Consider the following 17,858-nt stretch of genomic DNA (forward strand, 5'->3'; position numbering starts at 1 on the left):
CTGGCAGCGGACGGATAGGATGGCGGCGCGATGACCACGGCACACAGCGGAAGCGGCGACCCCGGCCGCAGCATGGAACTGCTCTGGCGCGGTACCGCGGAGCGGCCCGGACGCGGCCCCCGCCCGGCCCTCTCCCTGGAGCGGATCGTCACGGCCGCCGTCGAGCTCGCCGACCGCGAAGGGCTGGAGGCGCTTTCCATGCGGCGGGTCGCGGCCGAGCTGGGGGTCGGCACCATGTCGCTGTACCGCTATCTGCCGGGCAAGGGCGAGCTGCTGGACCTGATGCTGGACCACGTCGTCGGCCCTCCGGAGGAGCCCGCCGAGGAACCCGGCGAGGAGCACGCCGGAGCGGGCGGCGGGGCGGCCGGGGACGGGCCGCGCTGGCGGCGGGACGTCGCGGCACTGGCGCGCGGCGTCTGGCGCCTGTATCACGCGCATCCCTGGCTGATCCACGTCAACCAGGCGCGGCCGGTGCTGGGCCCCAACTCGCTGGCCGGTTTCGACCGGGCACTGGCCTCGCTGAACGGCCTGGGCCTCTCCGCCAAGGAGAAGGTGAAGATCATCATGGCCGTCGAGCACTATGTCACCGGCACCGCCCGGACCTTCATCCTCCAGCGGCAGGTCGTCGAGCAGACCGGAGTCAGCGACGAGGAGTTCTGGGCCTCCCAGGGACCGGTCCTCACCGAGGTGCTGGGCGGCGGGAGGTTCCCCGAGGTGGCCCGGCTGCCCGGGGACACCTTCGCCATCGAGGGCGAGGAGGCGCTGGAGTTCGGTCTCGGCCCGCTGCTGGACGGCCTGGCCCTGGTGATCGCGCACCGCGCGGAGCACCCGGCGCCCCCGGAGGAGCAGAGCGACGCCGACTGCTGCTCCCCGGACGCCACCGGGGACCGTCCGGCGGACGGCCGGGCGGACGGTCCGGCGGGCTGAGCCCGCCGCACCGGTCAGGCGCGGCGCGAGCCGCCGCCCCTGCGGAAGGCCCGGCGCAGCGCGAAGACCAGCACGGCCACCGCCACGGCGGCCACCACCATCCGGCCGGTCCCGGTGCCGCCGTCGCCGTCGCTCTCCCCGGCCGTGGCGCCGCCGTCGGAGCCGTCCTCCCCGCCGGGTCCCGGCCCCCCGGCCGCCTCGTCCTGCCCGGTCTCCCCGGTCTCCCCGGGTGACGCCTCCTCACGGGCGCTGTCCGGCATCCGCTCGCCGCGCAGTCCGACGCTGCGCACGTCGGAGAACTGGCCCTCGCTGCCGAAGACCAGGGAGCGGCCGTCCGGCGTGAAGGTCACCGATTCGCCCTGCGGCTGTATCGGGACGTTGATCAGGCCGACCGACTCGGGGGTGCCGCCGTCCTGCCAGCGGAACATCTCGGAGGTGAAGTAGCCGCGCAGCAGCAGCCGGGAGCCGTCCGGGGAGAAGGCCCCGTCGGTGACCCACAGGTCGGTGTCCCAGAACCGCCGGAAGAGATTGACCCCGTCCGGGGTGAGCCGCTCCGGACCGGCGTAGAGGGCGGCCGTGCCGTCGTCGCGCTTGCTGGCGATGTAGACCCGGCCGGTGCCGGGGTGCACCATCAGCGCCTCGGCGTCGCGCGGGCCGTCGTCGTACTGCACCGGAAGGATCTCGGGCGTGACGGTGACGTCGGCCAGTTGCTCCGGCTCGGCGAACCGGTAGATCCACACGGTGTCCCAGCCGCCGTCGAAATTGTCGCCGATGTCCCCGACGTAGAGGCTGCCGTCCGGGCCGAGGTGAATGGCTTCCACATCGCGGAACTCCACGCCCTGGAGGGTGACCGTGGCCACGGTGCGCCCGCCGGCGCTGTCCACGGCGAAGATCTGCGGGGCGTAACCGCTGTCGTTGTGCGTCCAGTAGACGCCCGGGTGGCGGTGGCTGGCCTGGAGGCCGCTGGACTCCATGATCCGCTCGTCCTCGATGGTGAACTCCACCTCGTCGGCCGCCGCGGCCGGGGCGGCGGTCACGGCCAGGGCGGCGACGGGGACGAGGGCGACGGCGGCGGCGCGCGGCACGCTCCAGGACAGACGCATGGGCCCAAGCCTGCCATCCCGGCCGCGCGTCCGGCGGTCCGCTCTTGCCTGGAGCGCACTCGAAGCGGCTAGCGTGCGCTCCATGGATCAGATGCAGTACACACAGCTGGGGCGTACCGGCCTCAAGGTCAGCCGGCTGGTGCTGGGCACGATGAACTTCGGTCCGCACACCGACGAGGCGCACAGCCACGTCATCATGGACGCCGCGCTGGACGCGGGCATCAACTTCTTCGACACGGCGAATGTGTACGGCTGGGCGCCCGACAAGGGACGCACCGAGGAGATCATCGGCAGCTGGTTCGCGAAGGGCGGTGACCGCCGGGAGAAGGTGGTGCTGGCCACCAAGTGCTACGGCAGCATGCAGCAGCACGACGGCCCGGTCTGGCCCAACACCGACAAGCTCTCGGCGGTGAACATCCGCCGCGCGGTGGAGGGCAGCCTGAAGCGGCTGGGCACCGACTACATCGACGTGTACCAGTTCCACCACGTGGACCGGGCCACGCCGTGGGAGGAGATCTGGCAGGCGATCGACGTCCTGGTCAAGCAGGGCAAGATCCTCTACGCGGCCTCCTCCAACCACGCGGGCTGGCACCTCGCGCAGGCCAATGAGACGGCGGCGCGGCTGGGCATGCTGGGCCTGGTGAGCGAGCAGTGCCTGTACAACCTGACCGAGCGGCGCGCCGAGATGGAGGTCATCCCGGCGGCCCGCGGCTACGGCATGGGCGTCATCCCGTGGTCGCCGCTGGGCGGCGGCCTGCTGGGCGGGGCGCTGCGCAAGGCCGCGGAGGGCGGCGGCGCCCGCTCGCTTGCCGCGCTGGAACGGACCAAGATCAGCCGTCGGCAGATCGAGCAGTACGAGGAGCTGTGCGCCAAGCACGGGCTGGAGCCCGGCGAGGTGGCGCTGGCCTGGCTGCTGGCCCAGCCGGGCGTCACCGGCCCGATCGTGGGCCCGCGCGACCTGGCGCAGCTGGAGTCGGCGGTGCGGGCCGTGGGCCTGGATCTGGACGCCGGGCTGCTGGCCGGGCTGGACGAGATCTTCCCCGGCCCCGGGCCCTCCCCGGAGGCCTTCGCCTGGTGACCGCCTGAGGCGGTCCCACCGCCGCGCCCGGACCGGTGCGTCGCGGGCGGACGGGTGCGGACGGGTGCGGACGCGGGCGCAGAACGGTGACTCCCCGTTCCGGCGCCCGCGTCGCGCACCGGGCACATGCCTCCGCGCCGCCTCCCCGGGCGTCAGCCGCCGAGGGCGCCGACGACGAACACCACCGCGAACATCAGCAGCAGTGCGGCGCTCACGATCCGCGTCCTGGTCTTGGCATCCACGCCCTCAACCGTAACCGCTCACGGCTCGGTGGTGCGGAGCGGCCCGAGCGGCCACGCCCCCTGCACCGCGTAGCGCGGCCGGGCGCCCGGCACCCCCGCCTCCGGCGGTTCGCTGCGCATCAGCACCAGCTCACCGGCGCGCCAGGCGGCGGACCGGAATCCCTCCAGCGCGGCCGCCGCCGCCCGCAGCCCTTCGGCCGCGGCCCGGCTCGCCGGCGCCTGCCGGCCGCCGCGGGCCAGTGTGAGATGCGGGTGGTAGGCACGGGTTTCCTGATGCGGCGCGCCTGCCTTGCGGCCGGCCGCCCGGGCGGCCGTGGCCAGGCGGGAGAGCGCGATGCGGTCCCCGCCCACCCCCGCCCACAGCACCCGGTCGCCGAACCGGCCGCCGCCGGCCAGCCACAGCTCGACGGCGGGGCGGCGGCGGGCCAGCCGCGCCAGCCGCTCCTCCAGATCGCTCACCGCGGCCTCGGGCATCTCACCGTAGAAGGCCAGGGTCAGATGCCAGTCCTGCCGGACGGTCCAGCGGAAATCACCGGTGCCGGGCAGTTCGCGCAGGGCGCACACGGCCCCGGCGATCTCCTCCAGGACCTCGGGCGGCGGCAGCAGCGCGGCGAAGACTCTCACGCCCCCAGTCTGGCCCAGCCCCTTGCCCGCCGGAACGGCGATCACCATCCGGCGGGGCGGAGCGGGCCGGGCGCCGGAGCGGGCCCGGCCGGAGCTGGCCGGGCCGGGCCGGAGCGGGTGGCCGCGGGCCGGCTAGGCGTTGGCACGCTGGCCGGGCGCGGGCACCACCGGGCCCGGGGTGCGCGGCACGAAGGCGAGACGGCGGTGGCCGGGCCGCAGGTCGATCTTCAGCCGCAGCCCGCCGATGCGGGCCAGGATGAGCGCCACCCCGAAGGCCGCCGCGGCGCACAGCACGCCGCCGGACAGCAGCCCGATCCGGGGCCCGTAGGTGTCGGTGATCCAGCCCAGCAGCGGGGCGCCGACGGGGGTGCTGCCCAGGAAGACCATCATGTAGAGGCTGATCACCCGGCCGCGCACGGCCGGGTCGGCGGCCATCTGCAGGCTGGTGTTGGCGCTGATCATGAAGGTCATGCCGATCAGCCCCAGCGGCACCATCAGCGCGGCGAACACCCAGAAGAACGGGGCGCCGGAGGCGGCGGCCAGCAGCAGCCCGAAGAGTCCGGCGCAGGCCACGGTGAACCGCATCCGCCGGCTGCCGCGCTTGGCCGCCAGCAGCGCCCCGGCCAGCGAGCCCACCGCCATCAAGGTGTTGAGCAGGCCGTAGGTGCCTGCGCCGGAGTGGAAGACCCGGTCGGTGAAGGCCACCAGCCAGATCGGGAAGTTGAAGCCGAAGGTGCCCACGAAGCCGACCAGCACGATGGGCCACAGCAGTTCCGGTCTGGCCCGCACATGGGCCAGCCCTTCGCGCAGCTGGCCCTTGCGGCGGGGGGCGCGCTCGGTCGGGAACAGCTCGGCGGTGCGCATCAGCAGCAGGCCGGTGACCGGCGCCAGGAAGGACAGCCCGTTGTAGAGGAAGGCCCAGCCGCTGCCGACCGCGGTGATGAGCACACCGGCCACCGCCGGGCCGATGATGCGGGCGGACTGGAAGCTGGCCGAGTTGAGCGAGACGGCGTTGGGCAGCAGGGCCGGGCCGACCAGCTCGGAGACGAAGGTCTGGCGGGCCGGGTTGTCCGCCACCGTGGCCAGGCCGAGGGCGAAGGCGAGCGCGTACACGTGGTAGACGCGCACCTCGCCGGTGAAGGTGAGCACCGCCAGGGTGATTCCGATCAGGCCCATCACGGACTGGGTGCACAGCAGCAGCTTCCGCTTGTCCAGGCGGTCGGCGAGCACACCGCCGTAGAGGCCGAAGAGCAGCATGGGAAGGAACTGCAGGGCCACCGTGGCGCCGACCGCGGTGGCCGAGCCGGTGAGGGTGTGCACCAGCCAGTCCTGGGCGATGCGCTGCATCCAGGTGCCTATGTTGGACACCGTCGAGCCGATGAAGTGGATGCGGTAGTTGCGGATTCTGAGCGAGCTGAAGGTCGAGGTCGCGGAGAGACGGCGGGCGGGGTCTGCGGGCTGGTCGGGTTCGGGTGCGGACGCTGCTCCGGGTCCCGGACTCAAGGAGAACACTCCCTTGCACGTGCGGTGTGGTTCTGCGGGAAGGCCGCCGCGGTTGCGGCGCGGGGTCCGGCGCGCGGGGGCGGGCGGGGCGGCCCGGGCGGCCGGCGGTCAGAGGTGGGCCAGCTTGTGGAGGACGGGGGCGGCACCGCGCAGCAGTGCCCACTCCTCGTCGTCGAGCTGGGCGGCGAGGCCGGCCAGCCAGGCGTTGGTCTGCGCCCGGGTGGCCTGGAGCATCTCCTCGGCCCGCTCGGTGGGGGTGACGGTCTTCTGGCGGCGGTCGTCGGCATGCGGTTCGAGCCGGACCAGGCCGCGGTCCTGGAGCTGGGAGATGATCCGCGTCATGGTCGGCGGCTGGACGTGCTCCTTGCGGGCCAGCTCCCCCGGGGTCATGGCGCCGCAGCGGTGCAGGGTGCCGAGGGCGGAGAGCTCGGCCAGGCCCATCGAGCGGTCCACCCGCTGATGCCGGATGCGGCGGGCGAGCCGCAGTACGCCGACCCGGAGGGTGTTGACGGCAGCGGCGTTCTCCGCCGCGTGCCCGGCCGCATCGCCGGCCGCGTGCTGCGCCGCGTTGCCGGTGGCGCGCGGCGGCTCGCCGGACGGTGCGTCCGGTATCGGCCGGTGCGGGGGCTCGAAAGGGGAGGCTTCGGACATGATGATCACCTTACATGATTAGCTTCCCTAACGAAAGTTCTGGCGTTGAAAGGTGAAAGAGGCCACGTTCCCTGGCCCTGGGGGCGCTCTCGTACTCTGGTCACTACAGGTGCGAGGGAGGCGGAATGCGCTGGGGAGACCTGACCAGCGGGACCCGGGAGGCCCCGGAACCGCTGGAGGGCAATGTGGTTGCCACGGTCACGGCCGCCACCGCGGTGTGGGCCGTGCTGTTCCTCGTCCAGCTGCCCTTCTACGGCCGGCTGTCGGACCAGGGCCGGGAGCACTGGCTGTGGATCTGTCTGACCGGCTTCGGCCTCGGCCTGTTCGGCCTCTGGTACAGCCGCCGCCGGGAGGCCGCCCTGCGCGCCGCCCGCGAGCGGGACGGGGCCGCGGCGGACTCCCCGGCCGAGGACGCACCGCCCGAGGGCCCGCGGCCCGGCGGGACCGCCTGACCCCCGCCCGGCCGCGCCGTGACCACCAGCGAGCCGATGGACGCCGAGCCCGTCGCCGGGGAATCCGCCGGGCCCGGAGCGCCGCCCCGTAACGTCGTCCCCATGACACAGACCGAGGCCCCGGCGGCCTCACGGACATCCGGGCTGACCGCGGCCGAGGTCGCGCAGCGCGTGGCGCGCGGGCAGGTCAACGACGTCCCGGTGCGTTCCTCCCGGTCCGTCGGTGAGATCGTCCGGGCGAACGTCTTCACCCTCTTCAACGCCGTCATCGGCACACTGTTCGCCATCGTCCTGGTCGTCGGCCCGATCCAGGACGGGCTGTTCGGCTTCGTCATCATCGCCAACGCGCTGATCGGCATCGTGCAGGAGCTGCGCGCCAAGCGGACCCTGGACAGCCTGGCGTTGATCGGCGAGGCCCGGCCCACCGTGCGGCGCGACGGCCGCAGCCAGGAGGTCGGCACCTCCGAGATCGTGCTGGACGACGTCATCGAGCTGGCCCCCGGCGACAAGATCGTGGTGGACGGCACGGTCGCCGAGGCGGACAGCCTGGAGGTGGACGAGTCGCTGCTCACCGGCGAGGCCGATCCGGTCCTGAAGCACCCCGGCGACCCGGTGCTCTCCGGCAGCTTCGTGGTGGCCGGCGGCGGCGCCTTCACCGCCACCAAGGTCGGCCGCGAGGCCTACGCCGCCCAGCTCGCCGAGGAGGCCTCCCGCTTCACCCTGGTCCACTCCGAACTGCGCAGCGGCATCAGCAAGATCATCAAATACTGCGTGATGCTGATGGTCCCGGCCGCCGTCGGCCTGGTCTTCAGCCAGCTGGTGATCGAGCGGGCGGATGTGGCCGAGGCGGTGCGCCGGATGGTCGCCGGGATCGTGGTGATGGTGCCGGAAGGGCTGGTACTCCTCACCTCGGTGGCCTTCGCCATCGGTGTCATCCGGCTCGGCCGCAAGCAGTGCCTGGTGCAGGAGCTGCCCGCGATCGAGGGCCTGGCCCGGGTGGACGTGGTCTGCCTGGACAAGACCGGCACCCTCACCGAGGGCGGCATGGACCTCAGCGAGATCCGCCTGCTGGACGGCACCGACGGCGGGCCCGCGGCCGGCGAGGCGTACGTCCGGCAGGCGCTGGGCGCGCTGGGCGAGAGCGATCCGCACCCCAACGCCAGCATGCAGGCGGTGATCGACGCCTGCCCGGCCCCGGACGGCTGGCGCTGGCGGGAGACCCTGCCCTTCTCCTCGGCCCGCAAGTACAGCGGGGCCGCGCTCAGCGAGCCGGACGGCTCGTCCGGCACCTGGCTGCTGGGCGCCCCCGACGTCCTGCTGCCCGAGGGCCACCCGGCGCTGGCCGAGACCGAGGCGCTGAACGCCGAGGGTCTGCGGGTGCTGCTGCTGGCCCGCTCCGAACTGCCGCTGGAGGAGCTGGCCGAGCCGGGCGGGGCCGTGGGCGGCGCGGCCCGGGTCACCGGGGCGGTGCAGCCGCTGGCCCTGGTGGTGCTGGAACAGCGGCTGCGCCCGGACGCCGGCGACACCCTGCGCTACTTCGCCGAGGAGAACGTCACCGCCAAGATCATCTCCGGGGACAACGCGGTGTCGGTCGGTGCGGTCGCCGCCAAGCTGGGCCTGCCCGGCGCCCGGCGGCCGGTGGACGCCCGCAGGCTGCCCGACGACCAGGAGAGCATGGGCGAGGTGCTGGAGGAGGGCACCGTCTTCGGCCGGGTCACCCCGCAGCAGAAGCGGTCCATGGTCGGCGCCCTCCAGGCCCGCGGCCACGACGTGGCCATGACCGGAGACGGCGTCAACGACGTGCTGGCGCTGAAGGACGCCGACATCGGGGTGGCCATGGGCTCCGGCTCGGAGGCCACCCGGGCGGTCGCCCAGATCGTGCTGCTCAACAACAGCTTCGCCACCCTGCCGTCGGTGGTCGCCGAGGGCCGGCGGGTGATCGGCAATATCGAGCGGGTGGCCAATCTCTTCCTCACCAAGACCGTCTACTCGGTCTTCATGGCCTGGGCGGTGATCCTCGCCCATGTGCCGTATCCGTTCCTGCCCCGGCACCTGACCCTGCTGTCCTCGCTGACCATCGGCATCCCGGCGTTCTTCCTCGCGCTCGCTCCGAACCGGGAGCGTGCCCGGCCGCACTTCGTGCGCCGGGTGCTGCGGCTGGCCGTGCCGTTCGGGCTGATCGCGGGCGTGGCCACCTTCACCACCTACCTGCTGGCGCGCGCCCACTACGGCGCCGCGGAGAGCACCCGGGAGGCGGAGACCAGCGCGGCCACCCTGACCCTGTTCCTCATCGCGCTGGGCGTGCTGGCGATCATCGCCCGGCCGTACACCTGGTGGCGGCTGCTGCTGATCGCCACCATGGCCGCCGGTTTCCTGACGGTGCTGGTCACGCCCTGGCTCCAGGAGTTCTTCGCGCTCAATCTGGAAGGGCTGATGATGCCCTGGGCCGCGGTGGGCATCGCCGTCGCCGGAGTGGCCGGCCTGGAAGTGGCCTGGCGGATCGTGCCGCGCTACTGGCCGGATCTGCCCGCCGCCGCGCACTGAGCCCCCACAGCTCGGTACGCGACGACGGGCAGTCCGGTGGGGCCGCGGCCCCGGCCGACCGGTAGCCGGCCGGTCGAGTTGCGGCCGGAGCCGCGGCTGCCCTCCTCCTGTTCCCCCCGGGGTTCCCCCCAGAGGCCCCGCGGGGGTCCGAGGTGAACAGGCGGCGGGCCCTCAGGTGCTGGTCCGGGAGAGCACGGCGCCGGTGTACGCGTCCACCTCGGTCCGTTCGATCCGCGGGAAGCGCAACTCCGGCTCTGCTCCTGGGTATTCCTGCTCGTCGTTTCTGTTGTGCCCGCCGGTTCCGGCGGGTCCGGCGGGTCCGGCGGGTCCGGCGGGTCCGGCGGGCCGGCTGTGTTCCGTCGCCGCCGTCTGCTGCCGGGGCAGGGCGGAGCGGGGGCCGCCGCCCCAGTTGCCGCGGTCGAGCGTGACCGTCCAGCGGCTGGTGTGCCAGATGTCGGCCTCGGCCGTGGCCGGGGCGGTCCGGTCACCGGCCAGCCGGCGGGCGGTGGCCATGGCCTCGGCCGCGGACACCCGCAGCGGCTTGCGCTCCTCCGTCGCCGCGGCGGGCGGGGCCGCCGTGCCCTGGGCGTCCGCGAAGTAGACCACCGCACCCGAGCGGAGGTCGATCTCCACGGACACCTCCCGTGCACCGGGCACGCCGGACCACAGCGGACGCCAGCGCAGCAGCCGCAGCGCGTCGCCGTCCAGATGGCTGACCGGCTCGTCGGCGGTGAGCATCCAGCCGTCCATGCCCGGTCCGCAGCCGGGCACGTTCTCCTCCGCGAAGCGCAGGGCCGCCAGCCGCGCGCCCTCGGCGGAGAGCCGCACCGGGCCGTTGACGGAGGGGGTGGCCACCGCGTCCAGCACCGAGCCGCAGGGCCGCACGCGGTAGGACACCCCCTCCGCCGTGGTCACCTCGGTCAGACCGGCGCACTCCTTGGTCGCCCGGGAGGCCGCTGTCGCCGGGGAGGAAGCAACGGACACCGGGGTGAGTTCGTGGAAGCCCGAGAACGGCCCGGTGACCGTCGGGCCGTACGGCAGGCCGTCATGGGCGCCTCCGGCGGCCCCGCGGATGACATAGCGGTGCCAGCCGCCGCCGTGTCCCTCCCGCACCACCAGGTCGGTGCGGGCCCGCGCCAGGGCGGTGAGCAGCGTGGCGCCCTCGGCCTTGTAGGCGGAGAAGCGGCTCCAGAAGAAGTTGCCCGAGCCCTCGCCGTTGCCGGCCGGCACACCGGGGGCGGTGGCCGGGTAGTAGACCAGGCCGGAGAAAGTGATCACCGAATCGACTCCCCGGGACACCGAGGCCGCACCGAAGTCCGCCCAGCGGGAGGTACAGCAGCCCGCGAGCAGCAGCAGGCTCATTCCGCGTTTCCCGCCGTCGCCGGGCGGCCGCAGGACGGCAGGGGGACGCGGAGCGACGAGGCCGGCCGGCCCGGTCTCCTCCCGCGGCACCGGTCGGCACCCGGGGTGGACGACGGTGCTGTGGCGGTTCGGTTCTCCTGTCGCACCATGTCGATGGTCTCTCCCTCCGTCGGCGGCTGTGAGAGCGTGACACCTGCTCTACGGGGGGAGGCGGGGTCTGCGTCGCACGACTTCGGAAAAAATTCCCGGAGCCGGTGCGGGCCGCCGCGGGAGCCGGACCGGCGCGGCCGTGAAGCCGTTCCCCGGCACCGGCCGGGCCTTCGGAAGGGGGCCGGTCAGGAGGCCGGGGCCCGGCCGGCGGGGGCCGCGGTGGTGCCCTCCGGGCCGGTGGCCGCCGGGCCCGCGCTTCCCCCGGTGCCCGTTCCCTTTTCCGTTCCGCGGCCGGTTCCGGCGCCGGAGGCGGAGGCGGCGCCGGAGGAGTTCTGCCGCCCCTGCGCGCCCGCACCGCCGGAGGCCGCGCCGGAGTGGGCGGTGCCGCCGGCCGAGGCACCGGCCGAGGCGGCGTGACCGGAACCGCCGGACTGCTCCGGGTGCCGTTGCGGACCTCCGGGTGCCTGGCCGTTCCCCGCCGAGGCACCGGCCGAGGCACCCGCCGACGCTCCCGCGGAGGTTCCGGGGGAGGCGTTGCCCTGGGGGCCGCCGGCCCCGGCCGCGTCCGCCGGGGGGCCGGTGACCGTGCCCGGGCCGGCGGTCAGGGGGTCCGGGTTCACCCCCGCGGCCGGCCCGGGCTGGCCGGGCTCCCCCCTGGCGTCCCGGTTCCCGGCGTTCCCGGCGTTCCCGCCGATCCCGCCGTTCTTGTCGCCCTCGTCGGCCTTGCCGTCCTTGCCGTTCCTGCCCTTGGAGTCCTTCGTCTTCTCCGGGTCCTCCTCCGGGGCGGCGTGGTCGGCCGCCGTGGGTTCGCCCGGGAACCACTCGCCGCTGCCGTCCCCGGCGTTCCCGCCGCCGTCCGGGTTGTCCGGGGCGCCGTTCCCCGGCCGTTCCTGCGGCGGTCCGGTCTCGGTGACCACCGGCACCACCAGCAGGCCCAGCCCGGCGGCCGAGGCCGCCGCCGCGGCCACCGGCGCGGGCGCAGGCCCGGCCGCGCCGGAGCCGCGCACCATCGCCCGCCACAGCCAGATCCCGGCCGCCAGCGTCCCGGCCAGCACGGCACGCAGCGTCTTGCGGCCCCGGGCCAGCAGCGACTGCACCGCCCGGTAGCTCAGCCCCATGTGCCGGGCGATCCGGTCCAGGTCCATGCCCTCGGCCTGGAGGGCCAGGGCCTCGGCCTGACGGGCGGGCAGCAGTTCGTCCCGCCGCCGCTGCAGCCAGCGGGCCTCGGCCACGTCGCAGACCGACTCCTCCACGCTGCGCTCCGCGCCCGGCTGGGCGGGCAGGGCGGGCAGCTCGAACGCGGTCCCGCCGCCGCTGCCGGTCTCCCGCCGCACCTGCCGGTAGCGGTCCACGCAGAGCCGGATGGTGACGGTGGTCAGCCAGGAACCGAGGCGCTGCGGGTCGAGATCGCGCCGCTCGGCCGCGCGCAGCATGGCCTCCTGCACGGCGTCCTCGGCGTCCTCCCGGGTGGCGGAGCGGCGCATGGCGATGCGCAGCAGCTCCTCGCGATGGCTCCACACGCGTGCCCACCAGTCGTCCCCGGTGCGGTTCCACGCTGCGCTCACGGCTGGCCTCCCCGCTGTCCCGGCCGGTGCCCGGCCTGCACGCGGCATAGCAGTAGCTGTCTCCTCGCCCTGCCGGGGGACGACGTCCCGGGGGCACCATGAAGCACAACAGTCAACCGGTGCCGCCCGCAAGGGTTGCTCATCTCATCGTCATCATTCCGGTCACCCGCGCCCCACAAACCGCCGCCGGGAAACCCGCCGTTCACCCGAACCGTACCGTTATGGCGAAGGGCGGCCCGGGGATGCGGTGCGCAGCACCTGCGCGGCACCGAGCAACGCGACCAGGGCCGCCGCCCACTGGCCCATGCCGCGCAGCAGCCGGGGTGCGGACCGCCCGGAACGGACCGCCCCCGGCCTCAGCCGCCGCTCCACCTCCGCGACCTTCAGCCGGACGGCGTGCACGTGCCAGATCCAGGTCTCCTCCTCGCGCAGCCCGCAGCCGAGGAGGAAGACGTGCAGTTCCTCGGTGGACGGCAGGCCGGCATTGACGCCGGCCATCCGCTGCACCGTGCGGGCGCCCAGCGGCATGCCCAGGCGGGCGGTGGCGTCCGCCACGTCCTGCGGCCGGAGGTCCTTCTCCGCCAGCAGTCCGCGCAGGACGTCGGCGAAATCGTGCCCGTCGTCGCACAGGGAAAGGTCGGTGCCGCGCTGATCGGGGCGGGCGGGGCCGAGTGCCGCGGGCGGGACGGCGGACGGGGCGGGCGCGGCGGACGGGGCGGACGCGGCGGAGGACGCGGCCCCGCGCCGGCCGCCGCGCCTCGCCGCCCGCCCGTCGTCCGGCCCGGCGGCCTCGACGCTGAGCCTGGCCGTCACCCACGCCTCCTGCCAGAAGGCGTGCGAGGCCCGCGGGTCGCAGGCCTGGGCGAACTGCCAGACCACCGGCCAGGTCGGCAGCTTCGCGCCGGAGGCTGCGGCGGAGAGCGTCGCGGGCGCGTAGTGGCAGCGCGCGGAGAGCTCCTTGATGGTCAGCCCGGCTTCCCGGCGCAGCTCGCGCAGCAGCTTGCACAGCGCGGCGAGGCCGTCCGGCACATCGTCGTCGAGTTCCTTCTCACGCCGCGCCATCGCGGTGCCCCTCGGGCTCGTCCCTCCTGCTGCTCGCCGGGACCGGGGGAAATGCGGCGATCAGGGCGGCGAACATGGACAGGCCGAAGGAGGCGGCCTCCGGCCAGGACGTCCCCGCCCTGGCCAGGCCCGTGGCGGCGGCCGTGCCCAGCAGCCCTACCACCAGCACGTGTCCGGCATGACGGACCCGTCGTGTTGTTCGGTGTCGCACCTTGCGTTCTCTCCTGCGGGACTGGGGCGGGGTCCGGCGGCCGTCTGCGGATACGCGAACGGCGCGGGCTTCCCCGCGGCTCGGGCTGAGCGCCTGTCGGCACCCATGCGCGGCGACGGCAATCGCTGTTCCGCATGGGTCGTGCCTGCGTTCGGACCCCATAGTGCCGGACGAGTACCGCCGCCACCACGAGATCACCGGGCAGGGGGCGAATGCCGAAGAATTGGTGTGATGAACCGTCAGAATGCTGCTCCGGGCGGGTGTTGGCGGCATATGCGGCCGGTATGCGCCGGGTCCGGCGGTGCACCGCGGAGGGGGAGCGGAAAACCCGGTTTGTCCCGCTGGCACTCAGTGCCCTCACCTGCACCGCGCGTGCGTCCGCGAACCCCGCCCGGATGCCGCTCCCCTGCCGCGGAATTCCGGAAAGAAGGCGCAGCATTGTCGACTTAACTTCTATCCGGGCAGCTCAGCGAGGTGACGCCGAAAGCCGCCGGGCATTCTTTCCCGTGCTCGGCACGAGCGAATCGGCATGCGGTCCGCTAGTCTCTTTCGCGGTCCGCGGTGTCGCCACCGCGGAAGACGGGTTCGCGCTGCGAGCCCGCGGCCAAGGCGTTCTCTCTTGGGCTGAGCGCACACCTTGGCTCGGTCCCCCGCGGCAACGGGGGACCTCCGTCTTCCGCTCCGCTGCAGGAGCGCTACTCACCGCATCCCGGCGCCGCCCGGGAAGTTTCCGGGCAGTGGAGGTAACTGCCCGGTATGCGGCAGAGAACGCGGCCAGAGGGAGTCATCTCCACCGAACAATCGGGGGAGTTGTGACAAACCTCACCCGGCCGTCCGAGCCCGGAGCGGGCGCGGACGGCCGGGTGGGACGGCGGGACGGGCTCAGTCGAACCAGCGGGCGGTGGCGAGTTCGGGCACCCGGCCCGGGTCCTCCAGCAGCGCGGCCAGCTCGAAGCGGCGCGGCCACTGACCGGCCGCCCAGGCCAGCCCGGCGGCCAGGCCCTCCACCGTGGCGGCGTGCAGGGTGCCGTCACCGGTGAGCCGCCATTCCAGGTCCAGGCCGTCGATCAGCAGCGCGTCGTGCTCCAGATAGCTCTCCGGTGCGGCCGGACCCAGCAGGGCGCGGGCCGCCTCCGGCACCTCGTGCCGGGTCCCGCCGGGCGGCGGCACGGCCGGCAGCACCGCGCTGAGCAGCGGCACCTCCAGCAGCGCGGCCAGCGCCGCGGCCCGCCGCGGGTCCACCGGCAGCAGGGGCCGCCCGGCCGCAGCCGCCAGCGGCAGCAGGTCCGGCGCGTCGGCCACCGCCGCCTCCGGCGCCGGAACCACCCGCGGGCCCTCCCCGAGCACGGCACGCAGCTCGTCGGGCAGGGTGACCTCCTCCGGGTCCAGACCGGCCAGCAGCGAGTACAGGCCGTGCAGCTGGGCGGCGGTCACCGGCCGGTCCGGATCGGCCAGCCGGGCCAGCAGCTCGGCGGCGCCGCCCGGCTCGTCCAGCAGGGCGGCGGCACTGGTGCGCACCCCCAGGGCGCGCAGCACCTGCTCGTCCGCCTCGGCGGTGTCCACCGCCTCGTAGAGCCCGGCCAGCAGGGGATCGCCGCCCGCCGCGCGCAGACCGGCCGGGCGGCGGCCGTCCAGCACCGGGGCGCCGCGCAGCCACCAGGCGGTGTAGGAGCGGACCGTCTCCGCGGAGCCGTCCGGCATGCGCACCCGCACCGGCGCGGTCAGCGCGTCGCGCAGCGGCGGCTCGGAGAGCATGGCCAGCGCCTGTGGCCAGCGGTCGTCGTCCACCAGCTCCAGGTCCCGCACACCGGTCAGTTCGACGGCCACCGGCGGCAGCGGGCTGTCCGGCAGGGCGTCCAGGGCGTCCTCGCACCAGACGTCCACCGCGTCCAGCACGCCGATGTCGTCCGGCTCCGGGATGTCGGTGTCGCGCGGTTCCAGCTCGTCCGGGTCCAGCACCACGTCGGCGGCCCGGACCAGGGCGAAACCGGCCTGCACACCGGCCGCGGTGAGCGGCTGCTCGCCCCAGCGCCGGGCCAGTTCCGGGTCGCAGGCGGCCAGTTCGCCCTCCCGGATGACCTGCTGGAACGGGCTGCCGGGATACACCAGCTCGGCGGCCGGGGCGAGTTCGCCGTCCTCGTCGGGCAGGGCGAGGGCACCGAGCCAGGGCAGTTCACCGGGCTCCAGGGCGGCCTCCTTCACCAGGCCCAGCACGATGTCGGCCAGCTCCTCGGGGGTCAGCGGGCCCGCGCCCGGGCTCCCGCCGGGCTCGCCGCCCAGGTCCCAGGCGTAGGCGGCTTCCTCGTCCAGGGAGTTGGCCACGGCGGCCCGCACCTGGGAGGTCTCCAGCACGGCGCGCGGGGTGGCCGGGGTCGCCCCCAGCTTCTCCAGCAGGGGGTGCGCGGCATCCGGGTGCACGGCCTTCAGGCCCAGGCGGGCCAGACGGGCCGGGTCGGTGCCGGGCAGCGGCAGCAGCACCTGGCGGGGGCCGATGGTGGTGCGGCCGTCGGCGAGCGGGACGGGCAGGCCGGAGAGCCGGTCCGGGTCGGTGCCGGCCAGGGAGTCGTAGAGGCGTCGCCACCAGGCGGGCGGGCGCTCGGCCCCGGCGATCCGGTCGACGGCCTCACCGAGCGGCACCCGGCTGACGCCGAGCAGCCGGACCGCGGAGTGGTGCTCCAGCCCGGCGGGCAGCAGCCCGGGGAACAGTTCGCCCAGCACGGCGACGGTCTCCCGCCCCGCGCCCTCGATGATCTCCGCGTCCACCGCCCGCAGCGCCTCACGGCCGGCGGGCCCCGCGGCGGCGGTGTCGGCGGCGGTGTCGGCGGCGGTGTCGGCGGCGGTGTCGGCGGGGGCGTCCGCCGTTTCCGGCGCCGGCGGGACCGCGGGCGGCAGGAACGGGGTGGTGGGAAGGAGCCGCATCAGGTGGTCGCGGAGNGGGCGTCCGCCGTTTCCGGCGCCGGCGGGACCGCGGGCGGCAGGAACGGGGTGGTGGGAAGGAGCCGCATCAGGTGGTCGCGGAGGGCGCCGTCGAGCTCCCCCATGCCCAGCGGGCCCGGCACCAGCTCCAGGATGCCGGTGGTCACCGGCCGCCAGTCCGCCAGCAGCCGGACGTACGCCCGCGCCGCCCGCTCCAGCAGGAAGTCCGTCAGCGGCCCGGGCGCCACCCGGCGCCGCGTCGGCTCCAGCGGGAAGGACGCGATCAGCAGCGCCGGCACGCCCAGCGGATCGTCCGTGGGCGTCGGCGCGTGCACCACCCGCGCGCCGGCCGGCGGGGCCGGGGTGCCGTCCGGCCCCACCGGCACCGCCCAGGTCACCGACCACACCGGGCGCTCGCGCTCCTCCAGCGGCCGGTCGGCGAGCAGTTCGCCGGCGGCGGTGCCGCTGTCGGTGACGGTCCGCCAGCGGGTGGTGCGCTCCCCCGGCTCCGCGCCGCCGGTGGTCACCGCATGGACCACCGTGTCGGCGCCCTCCCGGCGCCGGCTCAGGGTGCGGGTGACACCGGGCAGTTCGACGACCACCTCGGCCAGTCCGGGCAGGGCGAGCAGCAGGGTGTCGTCCAGCTCGGCGAGCAGCCGCGCGGCCAGCTCGCCGGCCGCCGCGTCGCGCAGCGGAAGGACCACCTCGGTGTCGTAGCCCTCGGCCGGGCGGCGGTCCGTCCACGGCAGGGGCAGCCGCAGCAGCGGCACGGCATGCCGGTCGCCCTCCCGGCGGTCCAGCTCCGCGGTGAGGCCGGGACTGTCCGCCGCGGCCTCCCGGGCCAGCCGGGCCGCCTCGGCCAGCGACCAGCGCACCCCGCCGCCGCCGCTGACCACGGCCGGTTCGTCGGTCACGGTGACCACCGCGGCGAAGCCGACGCCGAACCGGCCCACGCTGGACACATGTCCGGGCAGGTCCCGCTTGGCCGAGGCGCGCAGCGTGGACAGCGACTCCACGCCGGCCGCGTCCAGTGGCTCGCCGCTGTTGGCAGCGGTGAGCACGCCGTCGCGCAGGGCCAGCCGCAGCCGGCCGGGCACGCCCGCGCGGGCGGCGGCGTCGGCGGCGTTCTGCGCCAGCTCCACGACGAGCCGGTCGCGGTAGCCGCCGCGTGCCAGGTCTTCCTCGGTGTTCGCGTCCTCCCGGAAGCGGGCCGGGGAGGCGGTCCAGGCGTCCAGTACGGCTCGCCTCAGCCGCGCGGTGTCGAAGGTGTCGCTGCCGGTCATCTCGCTGCCTGGGTCTCGGGACCGGCACCGGCCGGCGGCCGGACCGGTCGGGTCCGCTGGCCCGCGGCCGGTCGGCGCGGGCGTCTTGCCACAGGACAGTACCGCCCGCCTCCCCCGCCCCCGCCGTCCTGCCCGAAGCGCGGACCGCGCGCACGGGCCGCGCTCGGCCGCTCCCGCCCTCGCGC

At 75.1% G+C, this 17,858-nt stretch carries 12 protein-coding genes and 1 pseudogene; 4 read left to right on the forward strand and 9 right to left on the reverse strand.

What is annotated here, in order from left to right; all coding sequences use genetic code 11:
* Positions 1-30 precede the first annotated feature (30 nt).
* Entirely contained in the window at positions 31-927 is an 897-nt protein-coding gene (locus tag GQS09_RS13470) for a TetR/AcrR family transcriptional regulator (protein ID WP_165986287.1), read from the forward strand.
* A 14-nt stretch (positions 928-941) separates the two neighbouring features.
* On the opposite strand, the gene GQS09_RS13475 is transcribed toward GQS09_RS13470, so the two are convergent.
* Positions 942-2,030 carry an esterase-like activity of phytase family protein gene (locus tag GQS09_RS13475; RefSeq protein WP_243761385.1) on the reverse strand — a complete coding sequence of 363 codons (1,089 nt, stop codon included), beginning with the start codon at positions 2,028-2,030 and terminating at the stop codon, positions 942-944.
* Between the two features lie 91 nt (positions 2,031-2,121).
* Here GQS09_RS13475 and GQS09_RS13480 point away from each other — a divergent pair, with 91 nt between their 5' ends.
* On the forward strand, positions 2,122-3,108 hold the full coding sequence (locus GQS09_RS13480) for an aldo/keto reductase (protein ID WP_165986297.1): 987 nt from the start codon (positions 2,122-2,124) through the stop codon (positions 3,106-3,108).
* Between the two features lie 260 nt (positions 3,109-3,368).
* Here the strand turns inward: GQS09_RS13480 and thpR are convergent, their stop codons facing one another.
* The 3 genes from thpR to GQS09_RS13495 all read right to left on the reverse strand — a co-directional run bounded on the left by thpR (position 3,369) and on the right by GQS09_RS13495 (position 6,128).
* Positions 3,369-3,974, reverse strand: coding sequence for an RNA 2',3'-cyclic phosphodiesterase (gene thpR, locus GQS09_RS13485; RefSeq protein WP_165986288.1), 606 nt, complete (start codon positions 3,972-3,974; stop codon positions 3,369-3,371).
* Positions 3,975-4,106: 132 nt separating this feature from the next.
* The gene (locus GQS09_RS13490; protein ID WP_165986289.1) at positions 4,107-5,477 is read right to left on the reverse strand and encodes an MFS transporter; all 1,371 of its coding nucleotides are present in this window, start codon (positions 5,475-5,477) and stop codon (positions 4,107-4,109) included.
* Positions 5,478-5,585: 108 nt separating this feature from the next.
* Entirely contained in the window at positions 5,586-6,128 is a 543-nt protein-coding gene (locus tag GQS09_RS13495; RefSeq protein WP_165986290.1) for a MarR family winged helix-turn-helix transcriptional regulator, read from the reverse strand.
* A 125-nt stretch (positions 6,129-6,253) separates the two neighbouring features.
* Here GQS09_RS13495 and GQS09_RS13500 point away from each other — a divergent pair, with 125 nt between their 5' ends.
* Both GQS09_RS13500 and GQS09_RS13505 read left to right on the forward strand, forming a co-directional pair.
* Positions 6,254-6,580 (forward strand): DUF2530 domain-containing protein, encoded by a 327-nt coding sequence (locus tag GQS09_RS13500; protein ID WP_165986291.1) that lies wholly within the window; start codon positions 6,254-6,256, stop codon positions 6,578-6,580.
* Positions 6,581-6,682: 102 nt separating this feature from the next.
* A complete protein-coding gene (locus tag GQS09_RS13505; RefSeq protein WP_165986292.1) occupies positions 6,683-9,124 on the forward strand; it encodes an HAD-IC family P-type ATPase in 2,442 nt (813 codons plus the stop codon).
* A 171-nt stretch (positions 9,125-9,295) separates the two neighbouring features.
* On the opposite strand, the gene GQS09_RS13510 is transcribed toward GQS09_RS13505, so the two are convergent.
* From GQS09_RS13510 to GQS09_RS13530, 5 genes and pseudogenes are all read right to left on the reverse strand, one after another.
* Positions 9,296-10,486, reverse strand: a complete 1,191-nt coding sequence (locus GQS09_RS13510; protein WP_165986293.1) for a hypothetical protein — start codon at positions 10,484-10,486, stop codon at positions 9,296-9,298.
* Positions 10,487-10,821: 335 nt separating this feature from the next.
* Positions 10,822-12,201 (reverse strand): sigma-70 family RNA polymerase sigma factor, encoded by a 1,380-nt coding sequence (locus tag GQS09_RS29425; RefSeq protein WP_313896121.1) that lies wholly within the window; start codon positions 12,199-12,201, stop codon positions 10,822-10,824.
* A 219-nt stretch (positions 12,202-12,420) separates the two neighbouring features.
* Positions 12,421-13,263: a helix-turn-helix transcriptional regulator gene (locus GQS09_RS13520; RefSeq protein WP_165986294.1), complete on the reverse strand. Its 843-nt coding sequence runs from the start codon at positions 13,261-13,263 to the stop codon at positions 12,421-12,423.
* Positions 13,250-13,432: a hypothetical protein gene (locus tag GQS09_RS13525; protein ID WP_165986295.1), complete on the reverse strand. Its 183-nt coding sequence runs from the start codon at positions 13,430-13,432 to the stop codon at positions 13,250-13,252. Before GQS09_RS13525 ends, GQS09_RS13520 begins: the two co-directional genes overlap by 14 nt.
* 924 nt (positions 13,433-14,356) lie before the next feature.
* Positions 14,357-17,673: pseudogene (locus GQS09_RS13530) on the reverse strand (sacsin N-terminal ATP-binding-like domain-containing protein).
* Positions 17,674-17,858: the final 185 nt, after the last annotated feature.

The sequence above is a fragment of the Streptomyces sp. YIM 98790 genome (assembly GCF_011421595.1).
Taxonomy (GTDB): domain Bacteria; phylum Actinomycetota; class Actinomycetes; order Streptomycetales; family Streptomycetaceae; genus Streptomyces.

Excerpts from the sequence above, each read along its gene's own strand:
- GQS09_RS13500 (WP_165986291.1), top strand. The coding sequence starts at position 6,254 with ATGCGCTGGGGAGACCTGACCAGCGGGACCCGGGAGGCCCCGGAACCG.
- GQS09_RS13475 (WP_243761385.1), bottom strand. The coding sequence starts at position 2,030 with ATGCGTCTGTCCTGGAGCGTGCCGCGCGCCGCCGCCGTCGCCCTCGTC.
- GQS09_RS13520 (WP_165986294.1), bottom strand. The coding sequence starts at position 13,263 with ATGGCGCGGCGTGAGAAGGAACTCGACGACGATGTGCCGGACGGCCTC.
- GQS09_RS13495 (WP_165986290.1), bottom strand. The coding sequence starts at position 6,128 with ATGTCCGAAGCCTCCCCTTTCGAGCCCCCGCACCGGCCGATACCGGAC.
- GQS09_RS13480 (WP_165986297.1), top strand. The coding sequence starts at position 2,122 with ATGCAGTACACACAGCTGGGGCGTACCGGCCTCAAGGTCAGCCGGCTG.
- GQS09_RS13470 (WP_165986287.1), top strand. The coding sequence starts at position 31 with ATGACCACGGCACACAGCGGAAGCGGCGACCCCGGCCGCAGCATGGAA.
- GQS09_RS13505 (WP_165986292.1), top strand. The coding sequence starts at position 6,683 with ATGACACAGACCGAGGCCCCGGCGGCCTCACGGACATCCGGGCTGACC.
- GQS09_RS13510 (WP_165986293.1), bottom strand. The coding sequence starts at position 10,486 with ATGAGCCTGCTGCTGCTCGCGGGCTGCTGTACCTCCCGCTGGGCGGAC.